Here is a 23,999-nt window from a genome sequence, read left to right as displayed (position 1 = left end):
AAGCGGCGCTGGTCGCGGGGCCGGTCGCGGGGGCGGAACCGGGGTGGCGGCGGGGCGGGCCGAGGCGGCCCGACCGGTCCGGGCCGGGCGACGTTTGACGGTCGGCGTCAATCGAGTGGCGGCCCGGAACCCGCGCTTCGTAATGTTCCGATTGCCGCTGGGCCTCTTACCGGTGGCACCCGTTCCGTACGTCCCAGGGGGGAACCCGCATGTCTGTCGCCGGTCTCAGAAGAGCCGCACACGAGACCGTGTCCGGGCTGCCCAGGGAGTTCTGGTGGCTGTGGGTCAGCACGCTGGTCAACCGGCTCGGGGCGTTCGTCGCCACGTTCATGGCGCTGTACCTGACGCTGGACCGGGGCTACTCGGCCTCGTACGCCGGGCTCGTCGCCGCACTGCACGGGCTCGGCGGGGTCGTCTCCTCGCTCGGTGCCGGGGTGATGACGGACCGGCTCGGGCGGCGTCCCACGATGCTGATCGCGCAGACCTCGACCGCCGTGTCCGTGGCGGTGCTCGGGTTCATGGAGCACCCCTTCGCCATCGCCGGTGTCGCCTTCGTGGTCGGTATGGCGAGCAACGCCTCGCGCCCTGCCGTTCAGGCGATGATGGCCGACATCGTGCGGCCCGAGGACCGGGTGCGGGCCTTCTCGCTCAACTACTGGGCCATCAACCTGGGCTTCGCGATCTCCTCCGCCGGGGCCGGGTTCATCGCCGAGTACAGCTACCTGGCGGGCTTCGTCGGCGAGGCCGCGATGACCCTGTTCTGCGCCGTCGTGGTCTTCCTGAAGGTGCCGGAATCCCGGCCGGAGCAGGCACCGAAGACGAGCGGGGGAAAGCCGGGGCCGGACGACGGCGTGCGGCTGGGGACGGTCCTGCGCGACGGGCGGTTCATGGGCGTCGTCGGGCTGTCGTTCCTGGTCTCGCTGATCTTCCAGCAGGGGTACGTGGGCCTGCCGGTGGCGATGGGCGCGGACGGGCTCTCCAGCTCCGACTTCGGCACGGCCATCGCCGTCAACGGTGTGCTGATCGTGGCGCTCCAGATCCCCGTCACCCGCTTCATCGAGCACCGGGACCCGCGCCGCCTGCTGATCATCTCCTCGCTTCTCGCGGGGTACGGATTCGGGCTGACCGCGTTCGCCGGATCGGTCGCGGTGTACGCGCTGACGGTGTGCGTCTGGACCCTCGCGGAGATCGTCAACGCCCCGATCCAGACCGGCCTGGTCGTGCAGCTGTCGCCCGCTCAGGGGCGCGGTCGCTACCAGGGCATGTACACCATGTCGTGGTCGGCGGCCGCCCTCGTCGCCCCGCTGATGTCCGGCCTCGTGATCGACCACTACGGCGCCGCCTGGCTGTGGGGAATCTGCGCGGTGCTGGGCACAGTGGCGGCGCTCGGCTACTGGCTGCTGATGCGGAACCTGCCGCAGACGGGTGCGGGGGAGGTCCCCGCGGTCCCCACCGCGGGGACCTCCCCCGTGCTCGTGGCGGAGGCGGCTTCCGCGCCGGTGCCGGTGGGGGAGGCGGCTGCCGGAGGGGCGGCGAAGGACCTGGCTGCCGAGCGGACGGCCTGAGGGCTTCGAGGCCCTTCGCCGGGCCTCGTGGTGGCGTGCGCCGGGCCTCCGGACCTGCCCGCCCCGGTCTCCCGGACCTGCCCACCCGCGCCCGGACGCCCCGCTGCGGATGAGCCTCCGCCGCGGGGCGCCGTCCGTGCGGGGGCTCAGCCGGAGCAGCCACCGCACTGGCACGGGGCGCCGGACTGGCAGCCGCACCCGCAGCCCGAGCCGCAGCCGCAGGCGCCGAGCACGGTCAGGCGCACCACTTCGGTCGGTGTCTCCTGCTGGGGTTCGGTCGTGGGGGAATCGGCCATGGTTCCTCCTCAGGTCGTACGGCTGGGCGGCGTACGACAGGTACGCCGCGGCCGGTGACGTACGACAGGTGCGCACGCCGGGGACGTACGGCATGGCGTGGCGCCCCCACCCCATTGCATGCCCACCCCGGCGGGCGCATCAACGGCGCATGCGCGCAGGACAAACGTGCGACCACCGCACTCCGGAGGCGCCCCGCACGCCCCGTATCCGTACGGGACGGTCCTACACGCCCTCCACCGGGGCCGCCGCCTGGATCTCGTCCGCGTGCTCACCCGTCACCAGGTAGACCACGCGCTTGGCGACCGACACCGCGTGGTCGGCGAAGCGCTCGTAGTAGCGGCCGAGCAGCGTCACGTCGACGGCCGTCTCGATGCCGTGCTTCCAGCGGTCGTCCATCAGGTGCTGGAACAGGGTGCGGTGCAGCAGGTCCATCTCGTCGTCGTCCTGCTCCAGCTGCAGCGCCAGATCGACGTCCTTGGTGATGATGACCTCGGCGGCCTTGGCCATCAGCCGCTGGGCGAGCTGGCCCATCTCCAGGATCGTGGCGTGCAGGTCGTGCGGTACGGCGGACTGCGGGAAGCGCAGCCGGGCCAGCTTGGCGACGTGCTGGGCGAGGTCGCCCGAACGCTCCAGGTCGGCGCTCATCCGCAGCGACGTGACCACGATCCGCAGATCGGTCGCCACGGGCTGCTGGCGGGCGAGCAGCGCGATGGCGCGTGCCTCCAGGTCGTGCTGGAGGTCGTCGACCTTCTGGTCGGCGGCGATCACGGTCTCCGCGAGCTTGAGGTCGGCGTCGAGCATGGACGTGGTGGCGCGTCCGATCGCCGACCCGACGAGTCGGGCCATCTCGACCAGGCCCTCGCCGATCGAATCGAGTTCCTCGTGGTAGGCGTCGCGCATGAGAAATGTCTCCAGTTTCTTGGACCGTCCTGGGGCCGCGCTCTGGACCGGCCCCCACGCTCCCACGGTGCGTGCACAACGCGTCCGGATGCGGCCCCCGAAGTGAACCGGTACTTGCTCCTCGGTGAACTCTGGGCGACGAGTGTTCGAGATGGCACCCGGATGGCTGGGAGAGTGTCGTCGCGCCCGCATAACCTTGAAGCATGGACGTGAACGCGGCGGTCGCCGCAGCTGCAGCGATCGCCGGGCTGTGTACCGGTGTGATCGCCATGCTGGCGTTCCGCTGGAGCGAGCGCGACCTGAAACGGCCCACGCGTACGTCCCTGCGGCCCGACGGCAATGCCGCACTGCCCCCGGGAGTGGACACGGTCCTCTCCGTGCTCAGCTCCTCCGCCGTCGTGCTCGACGAGAGCGACAGCGTGGTCAAGGCCAGCTCCGCCGCGTACGCGCTGGGCCTGGTCAGGGGCGGGCGCCTCGCCGTCGAGCCGATGCTCCACATGGCCAGGGACGCCCGGCGCGACGGCGAGATACGGCAGGTCGAGCTGGACCTGCCCCGGCGCGGGACGGGCCGGGGCGAGGCGCTCGCCGTCTCCGCCCGGGTCGCCCCGCTGGGCTCCCGGCTGGTGCTGCTGCTGGTGGAGGACCTCACCGAGGCCCGCCGCATAGAGGCGGTACGGCGCGACTTCGTCGCCAACGTCAGCCATGAGCTCAAGACGCCGACCGGGGCGCTCTCGCTGCTGTCCGAGGCCGTCATGGACGCCTCGGACGACCCGGAGGCGGTCGAGCGGTTCGCCGGGCGGATGCAGATCGAGGCGACCCGGCTGACCAACCTCGTCCAGGAGCTGATCGACCTCTCCCGGGTGCAGAACGACGACCCGCTGGAGGACGCCGAACCGGTCCGGGTGGACGAGCTCGTCGCCGAGGCCATCGACCGCTGCCGCCAGCAGGCGGGCTCGAAGCAGATCACCATGGCCTCGGGCGGCACCGCGGACCTGTTCATATGGGGGAACCGCGGCCAGCTCGCGGCGGCGCTCGGCAATCTCGTCGAGAACGCCGTCAACTACAGTCCCGCCCGCACCCGCGTCGGTATCGCCGCCCGCCGCATCGCCGCATCCGGCGGGGATCTGATCGAGATAGCCGTGACCGACCAGGGCATCGGCATCTCCGAGAAGGACCGCGAGCGGGTCTTCGAGCGGTTCTACCGCGTCGATCCGGCCCGCTCCCGGGCCACCGGTGGCACCGGTCTCGGCCTCGCCATCGTCAAGCACGTGGCCGCCTCGCACGGCGGGGAGGTCACCGTCTGGAGCTCCGAGGGTCAGGGCTCCACCTTCACCCTGCGGCTGCCCGAATCGGGCGTCGTACGGGAGCGCACCACCGGCGGACCGCTTATCGTCAATGGTGACGACGAGGGCCCGTACGAGACCGACACCTTTGAACCATTCCCCGCCCCGGAGGCTCTTCCGTGACCCGAGTGCTTGTCGTCGAGGATGAGGAATCCTTCAGCGACGCCCTGTCCTACATGCTGCGCAAGGAAGGCTTCGAGGTGGCCGTGGCGGCCACCGGCCCCGACGGTCTCGACGAGTTCGAGCGCAACGGCGCCGATCTCGTCCTGCTCGACCTGATGCTGCCGGGCCTGCCCGGCACCGAGGTGTGCCGCCAGCTGCGCGGCCGCTCCAACGTCCCGGTGATCATGGTCACCGCCAAGGACAGTGAGATCGACAAGGTCGTCGGGCTGGAAATAGGAGCCGACGACTATGTGACCAAGCCCTTCTCCTCGCGGGAGCTGGTCGCCCGCATCCGCGCCGTCCTGCGCCGCCGCGGTGAGCCGGAGGAGGTCGCCCCGGCCGCTCTGGAGGCCGGCCCGGTCCGGATGGACGTGGACCGCCACGTCGTCACGGTCTCCGGCGGCAAGGTCGACCTCCCGCTCAAGGAGTTCGACCTCCTGGAGATGCTGCTGCGCAACGCGGGCCGCGTACTGACCCGCATGCAGCTGATCGACCGCGTCTGGGGCGCGGACTACGTGGGCGACACCAAGACCCTCGACGTCCATGTGAAGCGCCTCCGCGCCAAGATCGAGCCCGACCCGGGGGCGCCGCGCTACCTGGTGACGGTGCGGGGCCTGGGGTACAAGTTCGAGCCGTAAACCGGCATCCGACACGTGTGATGTGTGAAGGGGCGCCTCCCGGCCGGGAGGCGCCCCTTCACGTGTACGCGGCTGTGCTGCCGGTCAGTGCTCCGCGGACTGCGTGGTGGAGGCCGCGTCGCCAGCGTTGCCGGTCGTGGCGTCCGACTGCGTGCCGGAGGTCGCGGAGTCCGCCGACTCTCCCGGGGCCGGGGTGGTCCCGTCGGAGGCCGTCCCCGTCGGCTTCGGCGACGGCGTCGCGGGCAGCGAGCTCGGGCCGAAGCCCTTGAAGAAGCTGGTCGCCGGGACGACGCCGGCGCCGAGCCCGATGTCGCCGGTCCGGCTGAGCTTGAAGACGACCCGCTGGACGTCGCCGTTCCGGGTGGCCTCGTGGCCGTTCTCGATCACGGCGGCGGCGTTGCCCTGGCCACCGATGACGACCCGGCCGCCGGCCGGGACCACGACCGGGCCCTTGCCCTTGGCGGCGTGCAGCTTCACCTGGGCGTTGGAGCCCGGCAGCGTGATGGCCTCCAGGACCTCGCGCTTGGTGCCGTCGTTGAACAGCGTCGCGCTGACCACGGCCGGACCCTCGGCGCCGGGCTCGGGCTGCGTGATGACGTTGACGTTCTGGACCTTGATGGTGCCGACCGAGGTGGCCGCGTTGTCGGGCCTGATCTGGAGCGTCTGCGCGTCGTTGCCCGCGCTGCAGGCGGACATCGAGGCGATCGAGAACACGATGGCAGTGGCGGCGAGAGCGCCGTGTCGAAGGCTGCGGCTCACGGCGGCGGCAACTCCTTGAACGTTCGGTCTGCGGGCTTCGGACTCTGCGGACGGCAAGGACGGGCGACGTAAAGCCGCCCTAAGTGTGTGTCAGCGAGGTCAGGCTACCGAGCCGCCGCCGCCGCCCCGCACCCGACCCGCCCCCTACGGCTCACCGCCTCACGCCGCGACCCGCCCCCTACGGCTCACCGCCTCACGCCGCGACCCGTCCGGCACCGCTCCGACCTGCCCGGCACCAGTGCGACCCGCCGACGTGGATTCGCAGTTCGTTCACATTACGGGGGTGATCAATTTCCCGGACCTTGGCGTATTCCTTACGCATAATCCGCGATCAGGAGGGCCGTTGATCAAATTCATTGGCCCTCGGCTCTTACCTCCGTACGGGTGATCGATCTCCGAACGGAGTACGGAAAGTTCACCATCTGGAATCCGGCAAAACGGGACGTTCGGCCCCTTCTGGAGGGGTTGCGGCAGGGGTGACGCGCGCGTTTCGCCGTGCCCGCACAGTGGCTCCGACCTGCGAATACCGGCTTCCGGAAGCCTTCCGCAGCACGTTCGTGTTGCTGTTGTCAAGCCCCGAGATATGCCCTGACCTGCGAAAACGCCATTCAGGAGATGCGGTTCTCGTGTTACTCTGGATAGCCACGGAAGGGGTACCTGTCACATGACGTTCAAGGTTGGCGACACCGTGGTCTATCCCCATCACGGGGCCGCGCTGATCGAGGCTATCGAAACTCGCCAGATCAAAGGCGTGGACAAGACCTACTTGGTGCTCAAGGTCGCCCAGGGCGACTTGACGGTTCGTGTGCCGGCGGACAATGCGGAGTTCGTGGGCGTGCGCGACGTGGTCGGGCAGGACGGGCTGGACCGGGTCTTCGAGGTGCTGCGCGCGCCGTACGCCGAAGAGCCGACGAACTGGTCCCGTCGTTACAAGGCAAATCTTGAGAAGCTCGCCTCCGGCGATGTCATCAAGGTCGCCGAAGTGGTGCGTGACCTGTGGCGCCGTGAGCGTGAGCGCGGTCTCTCCGCAGGTGAAAAGCGCATGCTCGCCAAGGCCCGCCAGATCCTGGTGAGCGAGCTCGCACTCGCGGAGAACACGAACGAGGACAAGGCCGAGGCGCTGCTCGACGAGGTCCTCGCGTCCTGAATCGGTCCGGACCGAATCGGCCCGGACCGAAACCGTTCGGATCGAAACCGTTCGGATCGAAGCGGTTCGGACTGGAACGTCTCGGACTGAACCGGATCGGGTCATGCCGATCGTAAGAGTGTGTCGCGGTGCCCGCTGACCAGCCGTATTTACGCTGCGTCGCCGGGCACTGAGGCATGTTCGGACGCGGTTACGTGTATGGAGTTACGCGTATGGATGTGGCGACCGCACGGGCTCGGTTACCGGTGCGTATTCCGGGAACGTGCTGCTCACGGGGCTGGTGACGTTCGCGGAACCCATGACGTCGCGCGTACCGGACGTTCATGCAGGTGCGCGACTTTCCTTTTCGGCCAAACCGATACCGCTCAATTCAGCCATGTCATAGGTAAAGCCTGCGCTTGATCCGCCCCCGTCAGTTGTTCCCGGCTACCGTCCCCCAGTAGCCGACCCCGAGCCGCACGGCGACCGACTCGACCGGGTGTCACGGAAGGGGGCCCGGATCAAGTCAGGTCGTCACGCCCGGCTCGCTGGGGCCATACCCATGTCGGCCGTGGAAACAAACCTGCCAAAGCTTCGGAGTGCAACCGATGTCACCGATGTCACCGCCGCCTGACGAATCGCGTCCGCACCGCACCGCCGCGGTGATTCCCGCGGCCGGCCGGGGCGTGCGGCTCGGCCCGGGGGCGCCCAAGGCGCTCCGCGCGCTCAGCGGTACACCCATCCTGATCCACGCGGTCCGGGCGATGGCCGCCTCCCGTGCCGTCTCCCTGGTCGTCGTCGTCGCGCCGCCCGACGGCGCGCCCGAGGTCAAGAACCTGCTCGACGAGCACGCCCTGCCCGAGCGCACCGACTACCTGGTGGTGCCGGGCGGGGACACCCGGCAGCAGTCCGTGGGGCTCGGCCTCGCCGCGCTGCCCGAGGACATCTCCGTCGTGCTGGTCCATGACGCGGCCCGGCCGCTGGTCCCGGTCGACACGGTCGACGCGGTGATCGAGGCCGTACGCGACGGGGCGCCCGCCGTCGTCCCCGCGCTGCCGCTCGCCGACACCGTGAAGGAGGTCGAGCCCGGAGGGCCGGGGGAGCCGGAGCCGGTGCTCTCGACCCCCGTACGCGCCAGGCTGCGTGCCGTGCAGACGCCGCAGGGTTTCGACCGGGACACGCTGGTGCGGGCGCACGCGACGGTCGCCGTCGACGGCGAGGGCGCGACCGACGACGCGGGCATGGTGGAACAGCTCGGGGCGCCGGTCGTCGTCGTTCCCGGGCACGAAGAGGCATTCAAGGTGACCCGGCCGCTCGATCTGCTGCTGGCCGAGGCGGTACTCGCACGCCGGAGGGCGAACGATGGCTTCTGAGAATCCCGCGGGTGCGCCCGCGGCCCCCGCGATTCCGCTCGTCATTCCGCTCGTCGGGATCGGGACCGACATCCACGCCTTCGAAGAGGGCCGCGAGCTGTGGTGCGCGGGCCTGAAGTGGGAGGGCGAGGGCCCCGGTCTCGCCGGGCACTCCGACGCCGACGTCGTCGCGCACGCCGCCTGCAACGCGCTCTTCTCGGCCGCCGGCCTCGGCGACCTCGGGCAGCACTTCGGCACCGGACGCCCCGAGTGGTCCGGCGCCTCCGGTGTCACGCTGCTCACCGAGGCGGCCCGGATCGTCCGGTCCGAGGGCTTCGAGATCGGCAATGTGGCCGTCCAGGTCGTCGGCGTACGGCCGAAGATCGGCAAGCGGCGCGACGAGGCGCAGAAGGTGCTGTCCGCCGCCGCGGGCGCCCCCGTCTCGCTCTCCGCCGCGACCTCCGACGGGCTCGGTTTCACCGGGCGCGGCGAAGGCATCGCCGGGATCGCCACCGCGCTGGTCTACCGGGTGGGATGACCGGTCCGCCCGGCCGGGACCTGTTCGCGCACCGCTCGGCACCCGCCTGACCTGCCGGTCCTCCCGGGCCCGCCCCTTGTTGCACATCGCTTGCACGTACGCTGGTACGGCAAGCGATGTGTACGGCGGGCGAGATGTGTACGGCAGGCGATGCGCCGTTCGGCGAGCGATGTGCCGTACGAGGTGGGAGTGAGGGCCCGGTGGTGAGCGCGACCACGGTGACGGCCGGTACGGCGACGACCGGCATGGACGGCTACGTCCTGCGGACCGCCACGGCGGAGGATCTCGACGGGGCCAGGGCCGTGATGCTCGACACCGTCTACGGAGACCTCAAGTCCGGTTACGTACCCCGCTGGCACGGCGACATCATCGACCCCGGTACCGCCTATCTGAGCCCCGACCGCCGCACCCTGCTGGTCGTCGAGCGCGACGGCGAGATCGTCGCCACCGGTGCCGTGCGCGACCGGGGGCCGCAGGCGCCGCCCAATCCGCAGTGGGTCGCGGACCGTTTCCCGTCCGGTTCCACCGCCCAGCTCTGCCGGATCTATGTGCGCCCCGGGCACCGCAGGCACGGGCTGGCCCGGCTGCTGGTGCGTGAGCTGGGCCTGTTCGCGGCGCGGGCGGGCGGCTACACCTCGCTCTACCTGCACACCGATCCGGCCGTGCCCGGTGCCGAGCCGTTCTGGCGCTCGCTCGCCCACGAGGTGTGCGACGAGCGCGAGCTGCCGGGCGGCGGCCAGGGCATCGTCCACTTCGAACTGCCGATGCCCGTGCTCTCCGGGGCGTCCCTCCCAGGGGCGTCCCGTTCCGCGGCATCCCCCGGTGACGTCCCCCCCCGGAGACGTCACCCCCGCCAGTTAGGTGACAATCATTTTCATGTAAGGTCGCTGCCATGCCCACGCCCCGACTCCGTCGCTCCAGGCTGCCGCTGGCCCTGTCCGCGGCAGCCCTCCTGGTCCCGCTCGCCACCGCCTGCTCCGGCGGTTCGCCGGACGGCTCCGGCGCGTCCGGGGGCGGGCAGCGGCTCCGGGTCGTCATGGCCTTCCCGCCCGCCCAGGCCATGTCGCCGTACGGGGACGACGCGGTCACCCTCAGCAGGCTCGCCGTCATCGAGGGCCTGACCACCCTGGACAAGAACGGCGAGGCGAAGCCCGCCCTCGCCGCGTCCTGGAAGCGGGACAGCGACAACGCGTGGACGTTCACGCTCCGCGACGCCGAATTCCAGGACGGCACCGCGGTCGACCCGGCCGCCGTGGTGCGGTCCCTGAACGCCGCCCAGGCGGCCTCGCCCAAGCCCCGTGTCCTCAGCGACACCCGGCTCACCGCCTCGGCGCCGGACGCGCACACCGTACGGATCACGACGGCGGACCCCGACCCGCTGCTGCCCCAGCGGCTGGCCAACCCGTCCCTGACGATCCTGTCGGCGGGCGCCTACAAGGGCGGCAGGGTCGACCCCGCCGGGCACGCCACCGGCCCCTTCACCCTGGCCGAGGTCAACGGCGCGGTCAGCGCCACGCTGGAGCGCAACGACACCTACTGGGGTCACCGGGCCAAGGCCCCCGGTGTCGACGTGACATTCGTCGCCGACGGCACCGCCCGCGCCAACGCGCTGCGTACGAAGGCGGTGGACGTCGCCGAGTACGTACCGATCTCGCAGGCCTCGCTCCTCGGCGAATCCCTCGTCCACGCGTTCCCCTCCGCCCGTACCAACGGCCTCTCCCTCAACACCGCGCGCGGTGTCTTCGCCGACCCGGCGATGCGCGCCGCCGCCCGCGAGGCCATCGACTCGAAGGCCCTGGTCAAGGGCGTCTACGAGGGCCGCGCCGACACCGCGCGGGGGCTCCTGGGCCCCGGCGTCCCGTGGGCCGCCGCCGACCGCACCGCGCCCACGGACCGGGCGAAGGCCGCCGGCCGGGCCGAGGTCGCGAAGACCGGGCAGATCGTCCTCGCCACGTACACCAACCGGCCCGAACTCCCCGAGGTCGCCACCATCGTCCAGCAGCAGCTGGAGAAGCGCGGCTTCACCGTCAAGCAGGTCGTCCGCGACTACGCGCAGATGGAGGCCGACGCGCTCGGCGGGAAGTACGACGCCTTCATCCAGGCCCGCAACACCCTGCTCGACACCGCCGACCCGGTCTCCTACCTCGCCTCCGACTTCACCTGCGACGGCAGCTTCAACATCTCCCAGCTCTGCGACAAGCGCGTCGACGCCGCCGTGGACAAGGCCGCCTCCCTCGCGGACACCGACGCCCGCCACCGGGCCGAGATGACCGCCGAGGCCCGCATCCTCGGCGCCGACGCCCTCGTACCGCTCGTCCATGAACGCTTCGTCCAGGGGTACGACGACGGCCGCGTCGAAGGCGTCGCGCTGGACCCGATGGAACGCACCCTCATCACCGCCGACACCCGCGTCGGGTGACCGCGTGAAGTACCTCGCGGGGCGGCTGGGCACCCTCCTGGCCGTCGTCGCCGTCATCGGGCTGCTGCCCCGGCTGACCCGAACCGACCCGGCGCTGACGATCCTGCACGCCCGGTACGCCGACCGGCCGCCCACCCCCGAGACCCTCGACGCGATCCGCGCCGAGACCGGGCTCGACGGCGGACCCCCGCACGTGCTCGGCGGCTGGTTCGGCGGGCTGCTCCACGGCGACCTCGGCGAGTCCTGGGTCTCCGGACAGCCCGTCGCCCCCGACGTGACGTCCGCGCTCGGCGTCTCCCTCACCCTGATGGGCGTCTCGCTCGCCGTCGCCGCGGTCCTCGCCCTCGCCCTCAGCGCGGGCACCCTGCGGCGCGGGGCGGCCCGCCGGATCGACCGGGAGCGTGCCGGGGTCGGCGCCGCCGTGCTCGCGGCGCTGCCGGAGTTCCTCATCGCCGCCGTGCTGGCCACCGTCGTCGCCGTGCAGCTCGGCTGGCTCCCGGCGCTCGGCTGGGGCGCCCCGGACCAGGTCATCCTGCCCGCGCTCGCCATGGGCGTCCCGGCGGGCGCGCTCCTGGGGCGGCTGCTGGACGACGCGCTGCCCGCCGCGTTCGCCGAACCGTGGGCCCGCGCCGCGACCGCGGGCGGCCTGCCCGGACGCCGCGTCGCCCGTCACGCCCTGGGCCGTACGCTGCCGGGTCTGCTGCCCCAGGTCGGCCTGATCGCCGTCGGGCTCACCGGCGGCGCCGTCGCGGTGGAGACTCTGTACGCCATTCCGGGGCTCGGCGGCACGGCGCTGGGTGCCGCCCTCGCCCAGGACCTGCCGGTCCTCCAGGCGTGCGTCCTGACCCTGCTCCTGCTGGGCGTCGCGGCCGGGCTGGCCGCCCGCCTCGCCTCCCGCGCCCTGCTCGGCCGGGCCCTGGCCGACGGCGCCCTGCCCGCGCTCGTCCGCCCGCCGCTGCCCACGAGCCGCCTGATCACCTCGGCCGCCGTGCTGCTGGCCGTGCTCCTCGTCGCGGTGACCGTCGCGGGCCTGCTGCGCGACCCCCTCCACGTCGACGCCGCGGCCCGCCTCGCCGCCCCGTCCGCCGCGCACCCCCTGGGCACCGACTCCCTCGGCCGCGACGTCCTCGCCCGCCTCGGCCACGGCGCGGCCCGTACGGTCCTCACCGCCCTCGCCGTCGGCGCCGTCACCCTGGTGCTGGGCCTGGCCCTCGGAGCCATGCGCGCCGGAGCGCTCACCGAGACCGCCAACGCCCTGCCCGCCGTCCTCGCCGGACTCGTCGTCGCGGGCATCGCGGGCCCCGGCCCCTGGGGCGCCGCCGCGGCCGTCGCCGCCGTCGCCTGGGCCCCGCTCGCCGCCCACACCTCCGCCTTGTACGCGCAGGAACGCGCCGCCCCGCACGTCGCCGTGGCCGTCGCCCTCGGGGCCGGCCGATGGCACCGGCTGCGCCGCCACGTGCTGCCCGGCGTGTTGCCCCCGGTCGTCCGGCACGCCGTCCTGCGCGTTCCGGCCGTCGCGCTGGCCCTCGCCTCCCTCGGCTTCCTCGGCCTCGGCACCCAGGCACCGGCACCGGAGTGGGGCCGGATGCTGTCCGAGAACATGCCGTACGCGGAACGGGCCCCCTGGTCCGTCCTCGCCCCCGCCGCCGCCCTCGCCCTCCTCGGTGCCCTCGCGGTACTGACCTCGGCGGCGGTACGGGGCCGGAATCCGGCGGTACGGGGCCGGAATCCGGCGGTACGGGGCCGGACCCCGGCGGTCCCGAAGTGACGGAGCCGCGGGGACGCGCCCGCGGGCCCGCAGGAAGTCCGGCCGACCCGGCGACCGAGGACGCCGGGGCCATGGGGCTTTCACCCTCCGCCCCGGGAGCAGCCCGCGCCCGCGCCTCGAAGGCAGCCCCCGCCCGCGCCTCGGGAGCAGCCCGCGCCCGGCACACGCCCTACCTCCGCCTGCTCACCGGCACCCAGTTCGCCTTCAACATCGGCTTCTACGCCGTCCTGCCCTACCTCGCCACCCACCTCGGCAGCGGTCTCGGCATGGCCGGCTGGCTCGTCGGGCTCGTCCTCGGTCTGCGTACCTTCAGCCAACAGGGCCTCTTCGTCGTCGGCGGAGCGCTCACCGACCGCTACGGCCCCCGGCCCGTGGTCCTGGCCGGCTGCGTCCTGCGCATCGCCGGGTTCGGCTGGCTCGCGTTCGCCGGGTCCACCGCGACCGTGATCGCCGCCGTCCTCCTCATCGGCTTCGCCGCCGCGCTCTTCTCGCCCGCCGTCGAGTCGGAGACCGCCCGCGAGGCGGTCCGGCACGAGGCCGCCACCGGCACCCCGCGCGCCCAGGTGCTGGCCGTGTTCTCCGCCGCCGGACAGGCCGGAGCCTTCCTCGGGCCCCTCCTCGGCTCACTGCTCCTGCTGCTCGGCGGCGGCTTCCGGGCCGCCTGCCTGGCCGGGGCTCTCGTCTTCGTCGCCGTACTCGCCGGACACGCCCGCCTCATGCCGCGCCGGGCTCCCGTCACCCGGACGGCCGAACCCCGCCGGTCCTGGGGAGCGGTCCTCACCCACCGGCCCTTCCTCGTCCTGTGCCTCGCGTACAGCAGCTACCTCGTCGCGTACAACCAGCTCTACCTCTCGCTGCCCGCCGAGGTGGAACGCGCCACCGGCTCACAGGCGGCCCTCGGCTGGCTCTTCGCGCTCTCCTCGCTCCTCGTCGTCGCCGCGCAGCTGCCCCTGACCCGCTGGTCCGCGCACCGGATCGCCCCGCGCACCGCGCTCGTCGCCGGGCTGGTGACCGTCGCCGCGGGATTCGCCGCCGTGCCGCTGACGCCGGGCGGGCCCGCCGGGCTGCTGCCCGGTGCCGTACTGGTCGTCCTGCTCACGCTCGGCCAGATGCTGCTGGTGCCCGCCGCCCGCGGGATGGTCCCCGATCTCGTCGACGACCGGCAGCTCGGCCTCGCCACCGGAGCGCTGTCCTCCGTCTCCGGGCTCGCGGTCCTCGGCGGCAGCGCGGCCACGGGCGCGCTCCTCGGTGCGCCCGGACCGGTGCTGTGGACGGTCCTCGCCGCCGTCCCGCTGACCGGCGCCGCGCTGGCATTCACCCTTCCGGCGGGCCGGATCGGGAAGCAGCGGGGCTGACGCGTGGTTGGCGGGTAGGAGCGATTCCGACAGCCCGCCGGTAACAGGAGGACGTACGCCATGACCGCCGCACTCTCCGAGAACCTCAAGAACGTGCTCGACACGCCCGTTTTCGTCACCATCGCCACCATTCAGCCCGACGGCAGCCCGCAGGTCTCTCCCGTCTGGGTGAAGCGGGACGGCGACGACGTCCTGATCTCGACCACCCTGGACCGCCGCAAGGAGCAGAACCTGCGCCGCGACCCGCGCGTCACCGTGGTCGTGCAGCCCGCCGACAACCCGTACGCGTACGCGGAGATCCGCGGCACCGCGACCCTGACCACCGATGGCGGCCAGGAGCTGATCAACGAGCTGGCGTTGAAGTACACCGGCAAGGAGTACGCGGAGTTCAACCCGAGCTCGGCCGACGACGCCGCCCGCGTGGTCGTGCGGATCACCCCGCGCAAGGTCGTCGGGCGCCTCTGAGACGGGGGGCGGGGGCGGACGGAGTCCGGGACCCCGGGGTCCGGCTGCCTCCGCGACCCCGGTCCGGTCGCTTCCGGGCCCTGCTCGGGCTGCCTCCGGGACCCCGGTCCGGTCGCTTCCGAGCCCCGGTCCGACGGACTCCGAGCCCCGGTCCGACGGACTCCGGGACCCCGGCCCCGTACCCCACGCGGCCCGCCACCGCACATCCCAATATCAGAAAGTTGTCCCCGCGATCCCCAAGGGGTCGCGGGGCACTGGTGTTGGCCTACTACCCTTGAGGCGTGACTATTCGCCTGTATGACACCAGCGCCCGGCAGATCCGTGACTTCGTCCCGCTCACAGCGGGCTGTGTCTCGATCTACCTCTGCGGCGCCACTGTCCAGGCAGCCCCGCACATCGGGCATATCCGGTCCGGTCTGAACTTCGACATCATGCGCCGCTGGTTCGCCTACCGCGGCTATGACGTCACGTTCATCCGGAACGTCACCGACATCGACGACAAGATCATCAACAAGTCGGCCGAACAGGGCCGCCCCTGGTGGTCGATCGGCTACGAGAACGAGCGCGCGTTCAACGACGGATACGACGCGCTCGGCTGCCTGCCGCCCACGTACGAACCGCGCGCCACCGGCCACATCACCGAAATGGTCGAGATGATGCGCGGCCTCATCGAGCGCGGCCACGCCTACGCGGCGGACGGCAACGTCTACTTCGACGTGCGGTCCTTCCCCGGCTATCTGGAGCTGTCCAACCAGGAGCTGGACGACCTGCGCCAGCCCACCGGCGACGGTGAGACCGGCAAGCGCGACCAGCGCGACTTCGCCATGTGGAAGGCCGTCAAGCCGGGCGAGCCCAGCTGGCCGACCCCGTGGGGCCGCGGCCGTCCCGGCTGGCACCTGGAGTGCTCCGCCATGGCGCACAAGTACCTCGGCGCCGCCTTCGACATCCACGGCGGCGGCATCGACCTGATCTTCCCGCACCACGAGAACGAGATCGCACAGGCCAAGGCCTTCGGCGACGAGTTCGCGAAGTACTGGGTGCACAACGGCTGGGTCACCATGTCCGGCGAGAAGATGTCGAAGTCGCTCGGCAACTCCGTGCTGGTCAGCGAGATGGTCAAGGCCTGGCGCCCCATCGTGCTGCGCTACTACCTCGGCACCCCGCACTACCGGTCGATGATCGAGTACAGCGAGGAGGCACTGCGCGAGGCGGAGTCCGCGTTCGCGCGGATCGAGGGCTTCGTGCAGCGCGTCACCGAGAAGGCGGGGGAGACCGTACCCGCCGCCTCCGAGGTGCCGCCCGCCTTCGCCGAGGCGATGGACGACGACCTGGGCGTCCCGCAGGCCCTCGCGATCGTCCACACCACGGTCCGGCAGGGCAATTCCGCCCTCGCCGCCGACGACAAGGAAGCCGCCGTCGCCCGCCTCGCCGAGGTCCGGGCCATGCTCGGCGTCCTCGGCCTCGACCCGCTCGACCCGCACTGGGCGGGCGAGACCGACCGCGGCGAGGACCTGCACGGTGTCGTCGACACGCTCGTACGCCTCGTCCTCGACCAGCGCCAGTCGGCGCGCGCCCGCAAGGACTGGGCCGCCGCCGACGCCATCCGCGACCAGCTCAACCAGTCCGGTCTCGTCATCGAGGACAGCCCCAGCGGCCCCCGATGGACGCTCGGACCGCGCTGAACACCACCTCTTGGCACCGGCCTGACCGGCGCAAATGTGCCGCCCGGCCGTCCGGGCGGCACACTTTCATTACGTACGTACTTCTGAAGCAACGAAACAGGTAGGTCATGGCCGGGAACAGCCAGCGCAGGAACCGCCGCACGTCCAACAAGAAGGGCATGCAGGTCGGCAGCGGTGGCCAGCGACGCCGTGGTCTCGAAGGCAAGGGACCCACGCCGCCCGCCTCCGCCCGCAAGGGACACAAGAAGAACCGGGTCGCCAACGCCCAGGCCAAGCACGCCGCGGCCCGCCGCCCCGCGCCCCGGCGCGGTGGCGTCAAGGGCACCTCGGAGATGGTGGTCGGCCGCAACCCGGTCTACGAGGCCCTGCGCGACGGTGTGCCCGCGGTCACCCTGTACGTCCAGCAGTACATCGACAACGACGAGCGGGTCCGCGACTGCCTCAAGCTCGCGGGTGAGCGCGGCAACATCAACCTGATGGAGGCCCCGCGCCCCGAGCTCGACCGGATGACGAACGGCCTGAACCACCAGGGTCTCGTCCTCCAGGTCCCGCCGTACGAGTACGCGCACCCGGAGGACCTCACCGCCGCCGCGTACGACAACAACGAGGACCCGCTGATCGTCGCCCTCGACGGCGTCACCGACCCGCGCAACCTCGGTGCGATCGTCCGCTCCGTCTCCGCGTTCGGCGGCCACGGTGTGGTCGTCCCCGAGCGACGCGCGGCCGGGATGACCGCCGGTGCGTGGAAGTCCTCGGCCGGTACGGCCGCCCGTACTCCGGTCTCCCGCGTCACCAACCTGACCCGCGCCCTGGAGGGCTACCAGAAGGCGGGTCTCACCGTCGTGGGCCTGGCGGCGGACGGCGAGCACACGGTCGAGGACCTGGAGCAGCTGGCCGGTCCGGTCGTCATCGTCATCGGCAGCGAGGGCAAGGGTCTGGGCCGCCTCGTCGGCGAGACCTGCGACTACCGGGTCCGGATCTCGATGCCGGGCGGCGCCGAGTCGCTGAACGCCGGTGTCGCGGCCGGCATCGTGCTGTACGAGGTGGCGCGCCGCCGCGCGTAAGCCCCGGGTGCGCCGCCCGCGCTCGTCGTGCGCCTCGTGCGCCCCGCTCGTTCCGTGCGCCCCGCGCTCCCCGTCGCACGAGGAGCGCGGGGCGCACGGAACGAGCGCGCGGTAGGGGCGGGCGGTGTTCGCGCGGGTGGTAGCGGGCGGTAGCGGGCGGTAACGGGTGTGACATCCGGGTCAGTTGACGCTCGCGAGCACCGAACACAGTTCCTAGATGCCCGAGTTTGGCCTGATCTTGACGGGTCTCGGACACATCGGGCCCGTCAAAGCAGTGTCCTATCCACACGTCACTCGGTTAGATGAGTGTGGACACCAGAACGCCTCGGTTCGACGAGCAACCCGCCCTGAGCATGACCAAGGTGGACAGCGACCCCGCGCAGGTCATCGTCAACCACGCCAGCTTCCGGGTGCAGCTCGCCCCGGGCCAGCGCGCACGGCTGCGCGGTGCCCCCGTGGGCACGGCCCGCGTCCCCGCCATGAGCGGCTCCGGCGGCCGCAGGCGGGCGCCTGTCGTCTGGAGCGGCAGATCGGCCCCCGGCGACCCGGGCGCGACCGGCCTCCTCCAGGCCGTACGCAACTCCACCGCCGGACAGCTCGACGGCCGGCCCGGCGGGCCCGGCGGCCTCGGCGGTGAGTACGAGGACGGCCGCGGAGCCGTCGGGACGCAGGTCATCCCGCGCCTCGAAGAGACCCAGCCCAACCCCGTGCTGACCGCACCGCACCAGCCCGGACGCGGCAACGGGCCGCTGCTCCCGCCCATGCGGCAGGCCGTCGGGGCGTACGACCCGGTCGACATCGGGCCCGACGGGCCCGGAGGCGACGACGAGGAGTACGACGAGAGCCCCGCCGCCAGGGACCGCCGCCACGGCAACGACCCGGTCAAGCACGCCTATTACCCCGGCCGCCGGATGAACCTGGGGGTCGTGCTGCTCCCGATGCGCGTCCTGCTCGGCTTCATCTCCATCTACGCCGGCATGGGCAAGCTGTGCGACCCCGTCTACTTCGACGGCGGCGAGCGCGGCTCCATGGTCAAGTGGCTGACCTCGCTGCACCCCTGGGCGCTGGCCGAGCCCCTGCGCGACTTCGCCCTCTCCCACCCCGTCGGCGCCGGTCTGACCGTCGCCTTCCTCCAGGTCGTCGTCGGCGTCCTCACCGTGCTCGGCCTCTGGCAGCGCGTCGGCGCCTCCGTGGGCGCGCTGCTCTCCGCGGCTCTCCTGGTCACGGTCAGCTGGCGCACCGTCGCCGTCTACGACGCACCCGACATCATCATGCTGGCCGCCTGGAGCCCCCTGATCATCGCGGGCGCGCCCGTCTACTCCGTGGACGCGCGGCTCGCCGGAGAGGCATGGCGCCGGCTCGGCCCGCGCTCCGAGATCTGGGACCTGCGCCGTCGCGTGCTGCGGCGCGGCACCGTGGTCGCCACCGTGGTCGTCGGCCTCACGCTGCTGATCGGCTCCATGCTCGGTGGGGCCGTCCGCTCCACCGAGGTCGTCACCGTCCCGGGCCCCCACGACAACCCGACCAACCAGCTCCCCGGCATGCCACTCCCCGGCGAATCCACCGGCGAGCGACAGGCGTCCCGCACCCCGGACGGCCGACGCCCCGAGCCCTCCCGCTCCGGCGTCGCCACGACCCCGTCCAGCAAGGAGTCGACGCCCGGCACGGACACCGTCCGCGAATCCGGGAGCGCCTCGGGGGCGGGCACCCAGCCCAGCCAGACCCAGGGCACGGGCCAGCAGCCCCCGCGGCAGACGACCCCGCAGCAGCTCCCGTCCACCAGCGCGGGCCCGACGTCCTCCGGCGGCACCGACGGCGGCGGCTCCACGGGCGGTGGCTCGGACAGCGGCGGCAGCGGCTCGACGGGCGGCGACAGCGGCGGCGGCTCCGGCGGCGGCGGCCGGAACCCGATCGGCGGACTGCTCGGCTGAGCCGACAGGGAGAACGGACCGCACGTACGAAGAGCGGCGGGACGTACGAAGGGGGCGGGCACCGATTCCGGTGCCCGCCCCCTCTGACGTGCTGCTTCCGTTTCCGGGCTCCCAAGTCCGCGCCGGTACCGGTCCGTCCGCTTCCCGCCCCGCGGCCTCCCGCTCCCCGCTCCCGCTTCCGGCGCGAGGCTCCCCGGGGCTGTCCCGGGCTTGGCCCGAGCTGTCCCGTTCCCACCCCCGCAGCGGCTCTCTCAGCCCGCCTGGGCGCCCAGTTCCTTCGCGGCCTCGGTGAGGTCCTTCGCCGTGTCGATCGCCCGCCAGTAGGCCCCGTGCGGCAGCGGGTACCCGGCCAGGCTGCGCTCCCGGGCCAGCCGCGGGAACGTCGTCCGCTCATGGTCGCCCCGGTCGGGCAGCAGCTTCGTGAACGCGGGCGAGAACACGTACACACCCGCGTTGATCAGATACGGCGAGGGTGGCGACTCGATGAAGTCGGTGATGTGCCCGAACGCGTCCGTCTCCACGGCGCCCCAGGGAATCCGGGGCCGGGCCAGCGCCAGGGTCGCGGTGGCGTCGCGCTCGGCATGGAACGCGGCCATCTCGCGCAGGGAGAAGCGCGTCCAGATGTCGCCGTTGGTGGCGTACCAGGGCTGCTCCGGGTCGGGCAGCCGGGCCGCCGCGTACTTCAGGCCACCGCCGCGGCCCAACGGCTCCTTCTCGACGACGGTCGTGACGCGCAACGGAAGATCGGCCGAGGCCAGCCACTCCTGGAGCACCTCGGCGAGGTGGCCGCACGAGACCACGGCGTCGGTGACGCCCTCGGCGGCCAGCCAGGAAAGCTGATGGCCGATGATCGGGGTCCCGGTTCCCGGGATCTCGACCATCGGCTTGGGACGGTCATCGGTGTACGGGCGCAGCCGCGATCCCTGGCCACCCGCCAGGATCACCGCCTGCGTCGGATACGTATGCATGGCAGGCACGATATGCGGTGCCTGCCACGTCCCGCTCAGCTGAACTGTGCGACGCCGGAGGCGAACGACGTGTCGCAGACCGGGCGGGAGAAGCGGTGGGCGCGCGTCGGGCCGTACTGCTCGACGGCCGCCTTTCCGAGCGCCTTGGCGATCGACATGCAGTGCTGGGCGAGCGAGGGGCGCGCTTCGACGGCGCGCTGGAGATCCGTGAGAGCCGCCGCCGGGTCCTTCTCCTGGAGTTCCACGAGCAGCTTGTCGCGCAGTACGTCCTGCGCGGCGCGCGGCTTGGCGCGCTTGGAGACGGTCTCCGATGCGGCGGCCAGCAACGGGGATTCGTTGTTCTGCGCCGCCCACGGAACGCGGGTCACCGCGAGGGTTCCGGAGAGAACCATGACGACGGGCAGGACGAGAGCGAGAGTTCGGCCGATTCGGCGCGCGGTGTGGGTCACGCAGGCGAGCGTAGCGGGCAGTGATGAATTGACGACATTTCGTCACCCTCGCGGGGGATGGTTCGACGTGGTCATTCGAATCGCCGGTTGACGGGAGGGGCTGAAATGTCCCGTCTGGCGGGGTATTTGGTGACGTCCATGATCGACGCGCAAACATGTGCCGCGCCATGCAAACGGCCCCGCACCCTCGAAGGATGCGGGGCCGTGCGCACGGCGGGGCGATCAGCCGGTGAGGCGCTCACCGGTCGAGGTCGCGAAGACGTGCAGCTCGTCCGGGCGCGGGACGACGTGCAGCTTGGTGCCCTTCTCCGGGACGGCGCGGCCGCCGACGCGGACGACCAGGTCCTTGTGCTCGCCACCGACCTGGGCGGCACCGTAGACGAAGCCGTCGGCGCCGAGCTCCTCGACGACGTTGACCGAGACGGCCAGCCCGGCCGGGGCGTCCGAGGAGTCCTTGGTGAGGGTCTTCGCGGCGGCGCCACCGTGCTCGACGATGTCGAAGTGCTCGGGGCGGATACCGACCGTGACGGTCGTGTCGCCGCGGTCCGCGGCGGCGGTGAGCGCCTCACGGGAGACCGGGACGACGCTGTTGCCGAACTTCACGCCACCGTCGGTGATCGGGACCTCGATCAGGTTCATGGCGGGGGAGCCGATGAAGCCGGCCACGAAGAGGTTCGCCGGGCGGTCGTACATGTTGCGCGGCGAGTCGACCTGCTGGAGCAGCCCGTCCTTGAGGACCGCGACCCGGTCGCCCATGGTGAGGGCCTCGACCTGGTCGTGGGTGACGTACACGGTGGTGATGCCGAGGCGGCGCTGGAGCGACGCGATCTGCGTACGGGTCGAGACACGGAGCTTGGCGTCGAGGTTCGACAGCGGCTCGTCCATGAGGAAGACCTGCGGCTCACGCACGATGGCACGGCCCATCGCGACACGCTGACGCTGACCACCGGAGAGCGCCTTCGGCTTGCGGTCCAGGTAGTCGGTGAGGTCCAGCATCTTGGCGGCCTCTTCGACCTTCGCCCGGATGTCGGTCTTGTTCACACCGGCGATCTTGAGCGCGAAGCCCATGTTGTCCGCGACGGACATGTGCGGGTACAGCGCGTAGTTCTGGAACACCATGGCGATGTCCCGGTCCTTCGGCGGCAGGTGCGTGACGTCGCGGTCACCGATGCGGATCGCGCCGCCGTTGACGTCCTCAAGACCCGCGAGCATGCGCAGGGAGGTCGACTTGCCACAACCGGAAGGACCGACGAGGACGAGGAACTCACCGTCCGCGATGTCGATCTCAAGCTGGTCCACGGCCGGCTTCGTGGAGCCGGGGTAGACGCGGGACGCCTTGTCGAACGTGACACTGGCCATGCTGAATCTTCTCCTCCACCGGCAGGAACGTGCCGGACGGTCCGAGTAAGGGAGTGGTCTGGTCCACTTGGGTGAACCTGATGTGACGCTACCTGGCGTTTTCGGATCTGTCAGTAGTCCAAGGCGCCGGGAATATCTCGTCCGATCCCCGCGCGAGGTTGGTTACACTGCTCCGGCACGCCTCCTTAGCTCAGTTGGCCAGAGCAACGCACTTGTAATGCGTAGGTCGTCGGTTCGAATCCGACAGGGGGCTCCACGAAACCCCAGGTCACATAGCCCGTGACCTGGGGTTTCTGGTGTTCCGGGGCTGGTGTGGCGGGTGGCCGGGGCGCGGCGGGAGTGCCTGCGTGAGCGGAGCCGCTCAGGAGCCCTTACTTCTTGGGCTTCCGGCGCTTGGCCTTCACGGCCTCCTCAGCTCGGGCCTTCGCCTTGGTGCTCGGCTTGCCGCCCTTGGCCCTGCCGGCGTTCTTGGCCGCGGTCCTCTTGGCCTCCTCTTTCTTCGCGGCCTTGTGTGCCGCCTTCTCGGCCTCGGCCTTGCGCTGGAGGGGGACGAGCTTCGCGGTGGCCTCGGCGGCGCTCCTGCCGACGTGGGGCAGGACGCTCTGGTAGATGTCCCGGGTGATCCGGGTGTCGCTGTGGCCGGGGGTGTCCGACACGATCTTGATGTCGATGCCGGCGGCGAGCATGAGCGTCGCCGCGCCGTGGCGGAGGTCGTGCAGTCGGATCGGCGGGAGGCCGGAAGCGGCGACGAGGCGTTCGAAGAGGTCGGTGACCTTGCCCGGGTGGAGCCAGGAGCCGTCCTCCTGGGTGAAGACGTGGCCGGTCTCGACCCACGCAGGCGCCTCGTCGCTCCATGGACCGCGACGAGCGAGCGGCCCTGCGGTGCCTGTCCGGAGCCACCCACGACGCCGCCCCCGGTATCCCAGCCGAGGCCGAACCGGGAACGGTCGACGAGCTGAGGGCCGTTCTCCAAGACGCCGACGCCGCCTACTGGGCGGGTCGGTACACCGAACTGGGGGTTCTGCTCGGCGCGCTGTTGCCCGAGGCCCGCGCGCGGTACGACGCATCGAACACCGACGAGAAGACGGCAGCCGCCGGCGTTCTGGCCGACGTCTTCCAGACCGCCGCGATGGCCGCGAACGTCTGGGGCTCACGGGACTGGCCTACGCGGCGCTCACCTACGGCCGGCAGATCGCCGTACAGGCGGGCGACGACCTCCGTGACGCACACCTCGCCGCCACCACAGCATGGGTCAACCTCCGTGACGTTCGGACCGCGCAGGGGTTCTCGCTCGCCGCCACCCAGGCGGACCGGATCGAGCCGAAGATGTCGGAACACGACCCGGATCGACTGGCGGTCTACGGCCAGCTCGTCACCAACGCAGCCGTGGCGGCCTCCCGAGGCGGCTCCTCCGCCGAGAGCGCCCGCGAGTACCTTTCTCAGGCGCACGCCGTCGGTGCACGGCTCGGTTCAGAACACGCCCGTGGAGGGCACGCGCAGCCCTACGGTCCCCTCTACGCCGCCACCCAGGCCATGAGCATTGCCGTTGCTCTCGGCGACATTCCTGGAGCGCTGCGCCTCATGGATACCGTCAAGCTCGACGACACCGTTCCTCTCGCCACCCGGGCCCGGTACGGCCTCGATGTGGCCCTGACCCACGTGGAATGCCGCCGCTGGGACCAAGCCGCCGACACCCTTGAAGCCGTGTGCGGCATGGCGCCCGGCTGGGTGCAGCACCAGATGCTGCCCGGCGTGATCATCTCCCGCCTGGTCGGCGTGTCCGTCGGCCGCCTGCGTGGACTGGCCCATGCAGCGGGCGTCCCCCTGGGCGTCCGCTGACTGCCACGACCCGTAGCAGC

General features: G+C 71.8%; 21 protein-coding genes, 1 tRNA gene and 2 pseudogenes. 16 read left to right on the top strand and 8 right to left on the bottom strand.

The annotated features are described in order from the left end of the window. Positions 1–209: 209 nt before the first annotated feature. Positions 210–1,565, top strand: a complete 1,356-nt coding sequence (locus tag OG413_RS08545; RefSeq protein WP_266803983.1) for an MFS transporter — start codon at positions 210–212, stop codon at positions 1,563–1,565. A gap of 146 nt (positions 1,566–1,711) precedes the next feature. On the opposite strand, the gene OG413_RS08540 is transcribed toward OG413_RS08545, so the two are convergent. Both OG413_RS08540 and phoU read right to left on the bottom strand, forming a co-directional pair. Beyond that, entirely contained in the window at positions 1,712–1,861 is a 150-nt protein-coding gene (locus OG413_RS08540; protein WP_266803981.1) for a hypothetical protein, read from the bottom strand. Positions 1,862–2,084: 223 nt separating this feature from the next. Beyond that, positions 2,085–2,762: a phosphate signaling complex protein PhoU gene (gene phoU / locus OG413_RS08535; protein WP_266803979.1), complete on the bottom strand. Its 678-nt coding sequence runs from the start codon at positions 2,760–2,762 to the stop codon at positions 2,085–2,087. 203 nt (positions 2,763–2,965) lie between these two features. Here phoU and OG413_RS08530 point away from each other — a divergent pair, with 203 nt between their 5' ends. Together OG413_RS08530 and OG413_RS08525 are read left to right on the top strand one after the other, a co-directional pair. Next, complete coding sequence (locus OG413_RS08530; protein ID WP_266803977.1) at positions 2,966–4,228, top strand: cell wall metabolism sensor histidine kinase WalK; 1,263 nt, start codon at positions 2,966–2,968, stop codon at positions 4,226–4,228. Continuing rightward, positions 4,225–4,905 carry a response regulator transcription factor gene (locus tag OG413_RS08525; protein WP_073720438.1) on the top strand — a complete coding sequence of 227 codons (681 nt, stop codon included), beginning with the start codon at positions 4,225–4,227 and terminating at the stop codon, positions 4,903–4,905. Before OG413_RS08530 ends, OG413_RS08525 begins: the two co-directional genes overlap by 4 nt. Before the next feature lie 84 nt (positions 4,906–4,989). On the opposite strand, the gene OG413_RS08520 is transcribed toward OG413_RS08525, so the two are convergent. Beyond that, positions 4,990–5,664 (bottom strand): DUF461 domain-containing protein, encoded by a 675-nt coding sequence (locus OG413_RS08520; protein WP_266803974.1) that lies wholly within the window; start codon positions 5,662–5,664, stop codon positions 4,990–4,992. A gap of 664 nt (positions 5,665–6,328) precedes the next feature. Between OG413_RS08520 and OG413_RS08515 the strand changes: the two genes are divergently transcribed. The 11 genes and pseudogenes from OG413_RS08515 (at position 6,329) to OG413_RS08465 (ending at position 19,364) form a co-directional block, all read left to right on the top strand. Continuing rightward, on the top strand, positions 6,329–6,811 hold the full coding sequence (locus OG413_RS08515; RefSeq protein WP_003953493.1) for a CarD family transcriptional regulator: 483 nt from the start codon (positions 6,329–6,331) through the stop codon (positions 6,809–6,811). 587 nt (positions 6,812–7,398) lie between these two features. Then, positions 7,399–8,163, top strand: a complete 765-nt coding sequence (ispD, locus tag OG413_RS08510) for a 2-C-methyl-D-erythritol 4-phosphate cytidylyltransferase (RefSeq protein WP_266803973.1) — start codon at positions 7,399–7,401, stop codon at positions 8,161–8,163. Next, positions 8,153–8,680 (top strand): 2-C-methyl-D-erythritol 2,4-cyclodiphosphate synthase, encoded by a 528-nt coding sequence (gene ispF, locus OG413_RS08505; RefSeq protein WP_266803972.1) that lies wholly within the window; start codon positions 8,153–8,155, stop codon positions 8,678–8,680. Before ispD ends, ispF begins: the two co-directional genes overlap by 11 nt. A 245-nt stretch (positions 8,681–8,925) precedes the next feature. After that, positions 8,926–9,450: pseudogene (locus OG413_RS08500) on the top strand (GNAT family N-acetyltransferase); the annotation flags it as partial. A gap of 122 nt (positions 9,451–9,572) precedes the next feature. Next, positions 9,573–11,099, top strand: a complete 1,527-nt coding sequence (locus OG413_RS08495) for an ABC transporter substrate-binding protein (RefSeq protein WP_266803971.1) — start codon at positions 9,573–9,575, stop codon at positions 11,097–11,099. 4 nt (positions 11,100–11,103) lie between these two features. Continuing rightward, entirely contained in the window at positions 11,104–12,867 is a 1,764-nt protein-coding gene (locus tag OG413_RS08490; protein ID WP_266803969.1) for an ABC transporter permease subunit, read from the top strand. Between the two features lie 71 nt (positions 12,868–12,938). Beyond that, complete coding sequence (locus OG413_RS08485) at positions 12,939–14,222, top strand: MFS transporter (RefSeq protein ID WP_266803967.1); 1,284 nt, start codon at positions 12,939–12,941, stop codon at positions 14,220–14,222. A gap of 60 nt (positions 14,223–14,282) precedes the next feature. After that, positions 14,283–14,687, top strand: a complete 405-nt coding sequence (locus OG413_RS08480) for a PPOX class F420-dependent oxidoreductase (RefSeq protein WP_266803965.1) — start codon at positions 14,283–14,285, stop codon at positions 14,685–14,687. Positions 14,688–14,968: 281 nt separating this feature from the next. Next, complete coding sequence (gene cysS, locus OG413_RS08475) at positions 14,969–16,369, top strand: cysteine--tRNA ligase (RefSeq protein ID WP_266803963.1); 1,401 nt, start codon at positions 14,969–14,971, stop codon at positions 16,367–16,369. 107 nt (positions 16,370–16,476) lie between these two features. Beyond that, positions 16,477–17,433, top strand: coding sequence for a 23S rRNA (guanosine(2251)-2'-O)-methyltransferase RlmB (gene rlmB / locus OG413_RS08470; RefSeq protein ID WP_266803961.1), 957 nt, complete (start codon positions 16,477–16,479; stop codon positions 17,431–17,433). A 302-nt stretch (positions 17,434–17,735) separates the two neighbouring features. Continuing rightward, positions 17,736–19,364: a DoxX family membrane protein gene (locus OG413_RS08465; RefSeq protein WP_266803960.1), complete on the top strand. Its 1,629-nt coding sequence runs from the start codon at positions 17,736–17,738 to the stop codon at positions 19,362–19,364. Positions 19,365–19,615: 251 nt separating this feature from the next. Here OG413_RS08465 and OG413_RS08460 read toward each other — a convergent pair whose 3' ends face one another. The 3 genes from OG413_RS08460 to OG413_RS08450 all read right to left on the bottom strand — a co-directional run bounded on the left by OG413_RS08460 (position 19,616) and on the right by OG413_RS08450 (position 22,140). After that, positions 19,616–20,332, bottom strand: coding sequence for a nucleotidyltransferase family protein (locus tag OG413_RS08460; protein ID WP_266803959.1), 717 nt, complete (start codon positions 20,330–20,332; stop codon positions 19,616–19,618). A gap of 35 nt (positions 20,333–20,367) precedes the next feature. Then, the gene (locus tag OG413_RS08455; protein ID WP_073720429.1) at positions 20,368–20,781 is read right to left on the bottom strand and encodes a hypothetical protein; all 414 of its coding nucleotides are present in this window, start codon (positions 20,779–20,781) and stop codon (positions 20,368–20,370) included. Positions 20,782–21,003: 222 nt separating this feature from the next. Beyond that, positions 21,004–22,140, bottom strand: a complete 1,137-nt coding sequence (locus tag OG413_RS08450) for an ABC transporter ATP-binding protein (protein WP_073720428.1) — start codon at positions 22,138–22,140, stop codon at positions 21,004–21,006. 179 nt (positions 22,141–22,319) lie between these two features. On the opposite strand from OG413_RS08450, the gene OG413_RS08445 reads away from it, so the two are divergent. Further along, positions 22,320–22,396: transfer RNA gene (locus OG413_RS08445), tRNA-Thr, on the top strand. A 115-nt stretch (positions 22,397–22,511) separates the two neighbouring features. Here the strand turns inward: OG413_RS08445 and OG413_RS08440 are convergent. Next, positions 22,512–22,976 (bottom strand): annotated as a pseudogene (locus tag OG413_RS08440) (tyrosine-type recombinase/integrase); the annotation flags it as partial. A 151-nt stretch (positions 22,977–23,127) separates the two neighbouring features. After that, the gene (locus OG413_RS08435; RefSeq protein ID WP_266810404.1) at positions 23,128–23,370 is read right to left on the bottom strand and encodes a hypothetical protein; all 243 of its coding nucleotides are present in this window, start codon (positions 23,368–23,370) and stop codon (positions 23,128–23,130) included. Positions 23,371–23,466: 96 nt separating this feature from the next. Between OG413_RS08435 and OG413_RS08430 the strand changes: the two genes are divergently transcribed. Then, positions 23,467–23,979 carry a hypothetical protein gene (locus OG413_RS08430; protein WP_266803954.1) on the top strand — a complete coding sequence of 171 codons (513 nt, stop codon included), beginning with the start codon at positions 23,467–23,469 and terminating at the stop codon, positions 23,977–23,979. The last annotated feature ends 20 nt before the right edge of the window (positions 23,980–23,999 follow it).

The organism is Streptomyces sp. NBC_01433, assembly GCF_026340105.1.
Classification (GTDB): Bacteria; Actinomycetota; Actinomycetes; order Streptomycetales; family Streptomycetaceae; genus Streptomyces.
The sequence above is the reverse complement of the archived record's forward strand: the minus strand, read 5'-3'. Positions and strand labels throughout refer to the sequence as shown.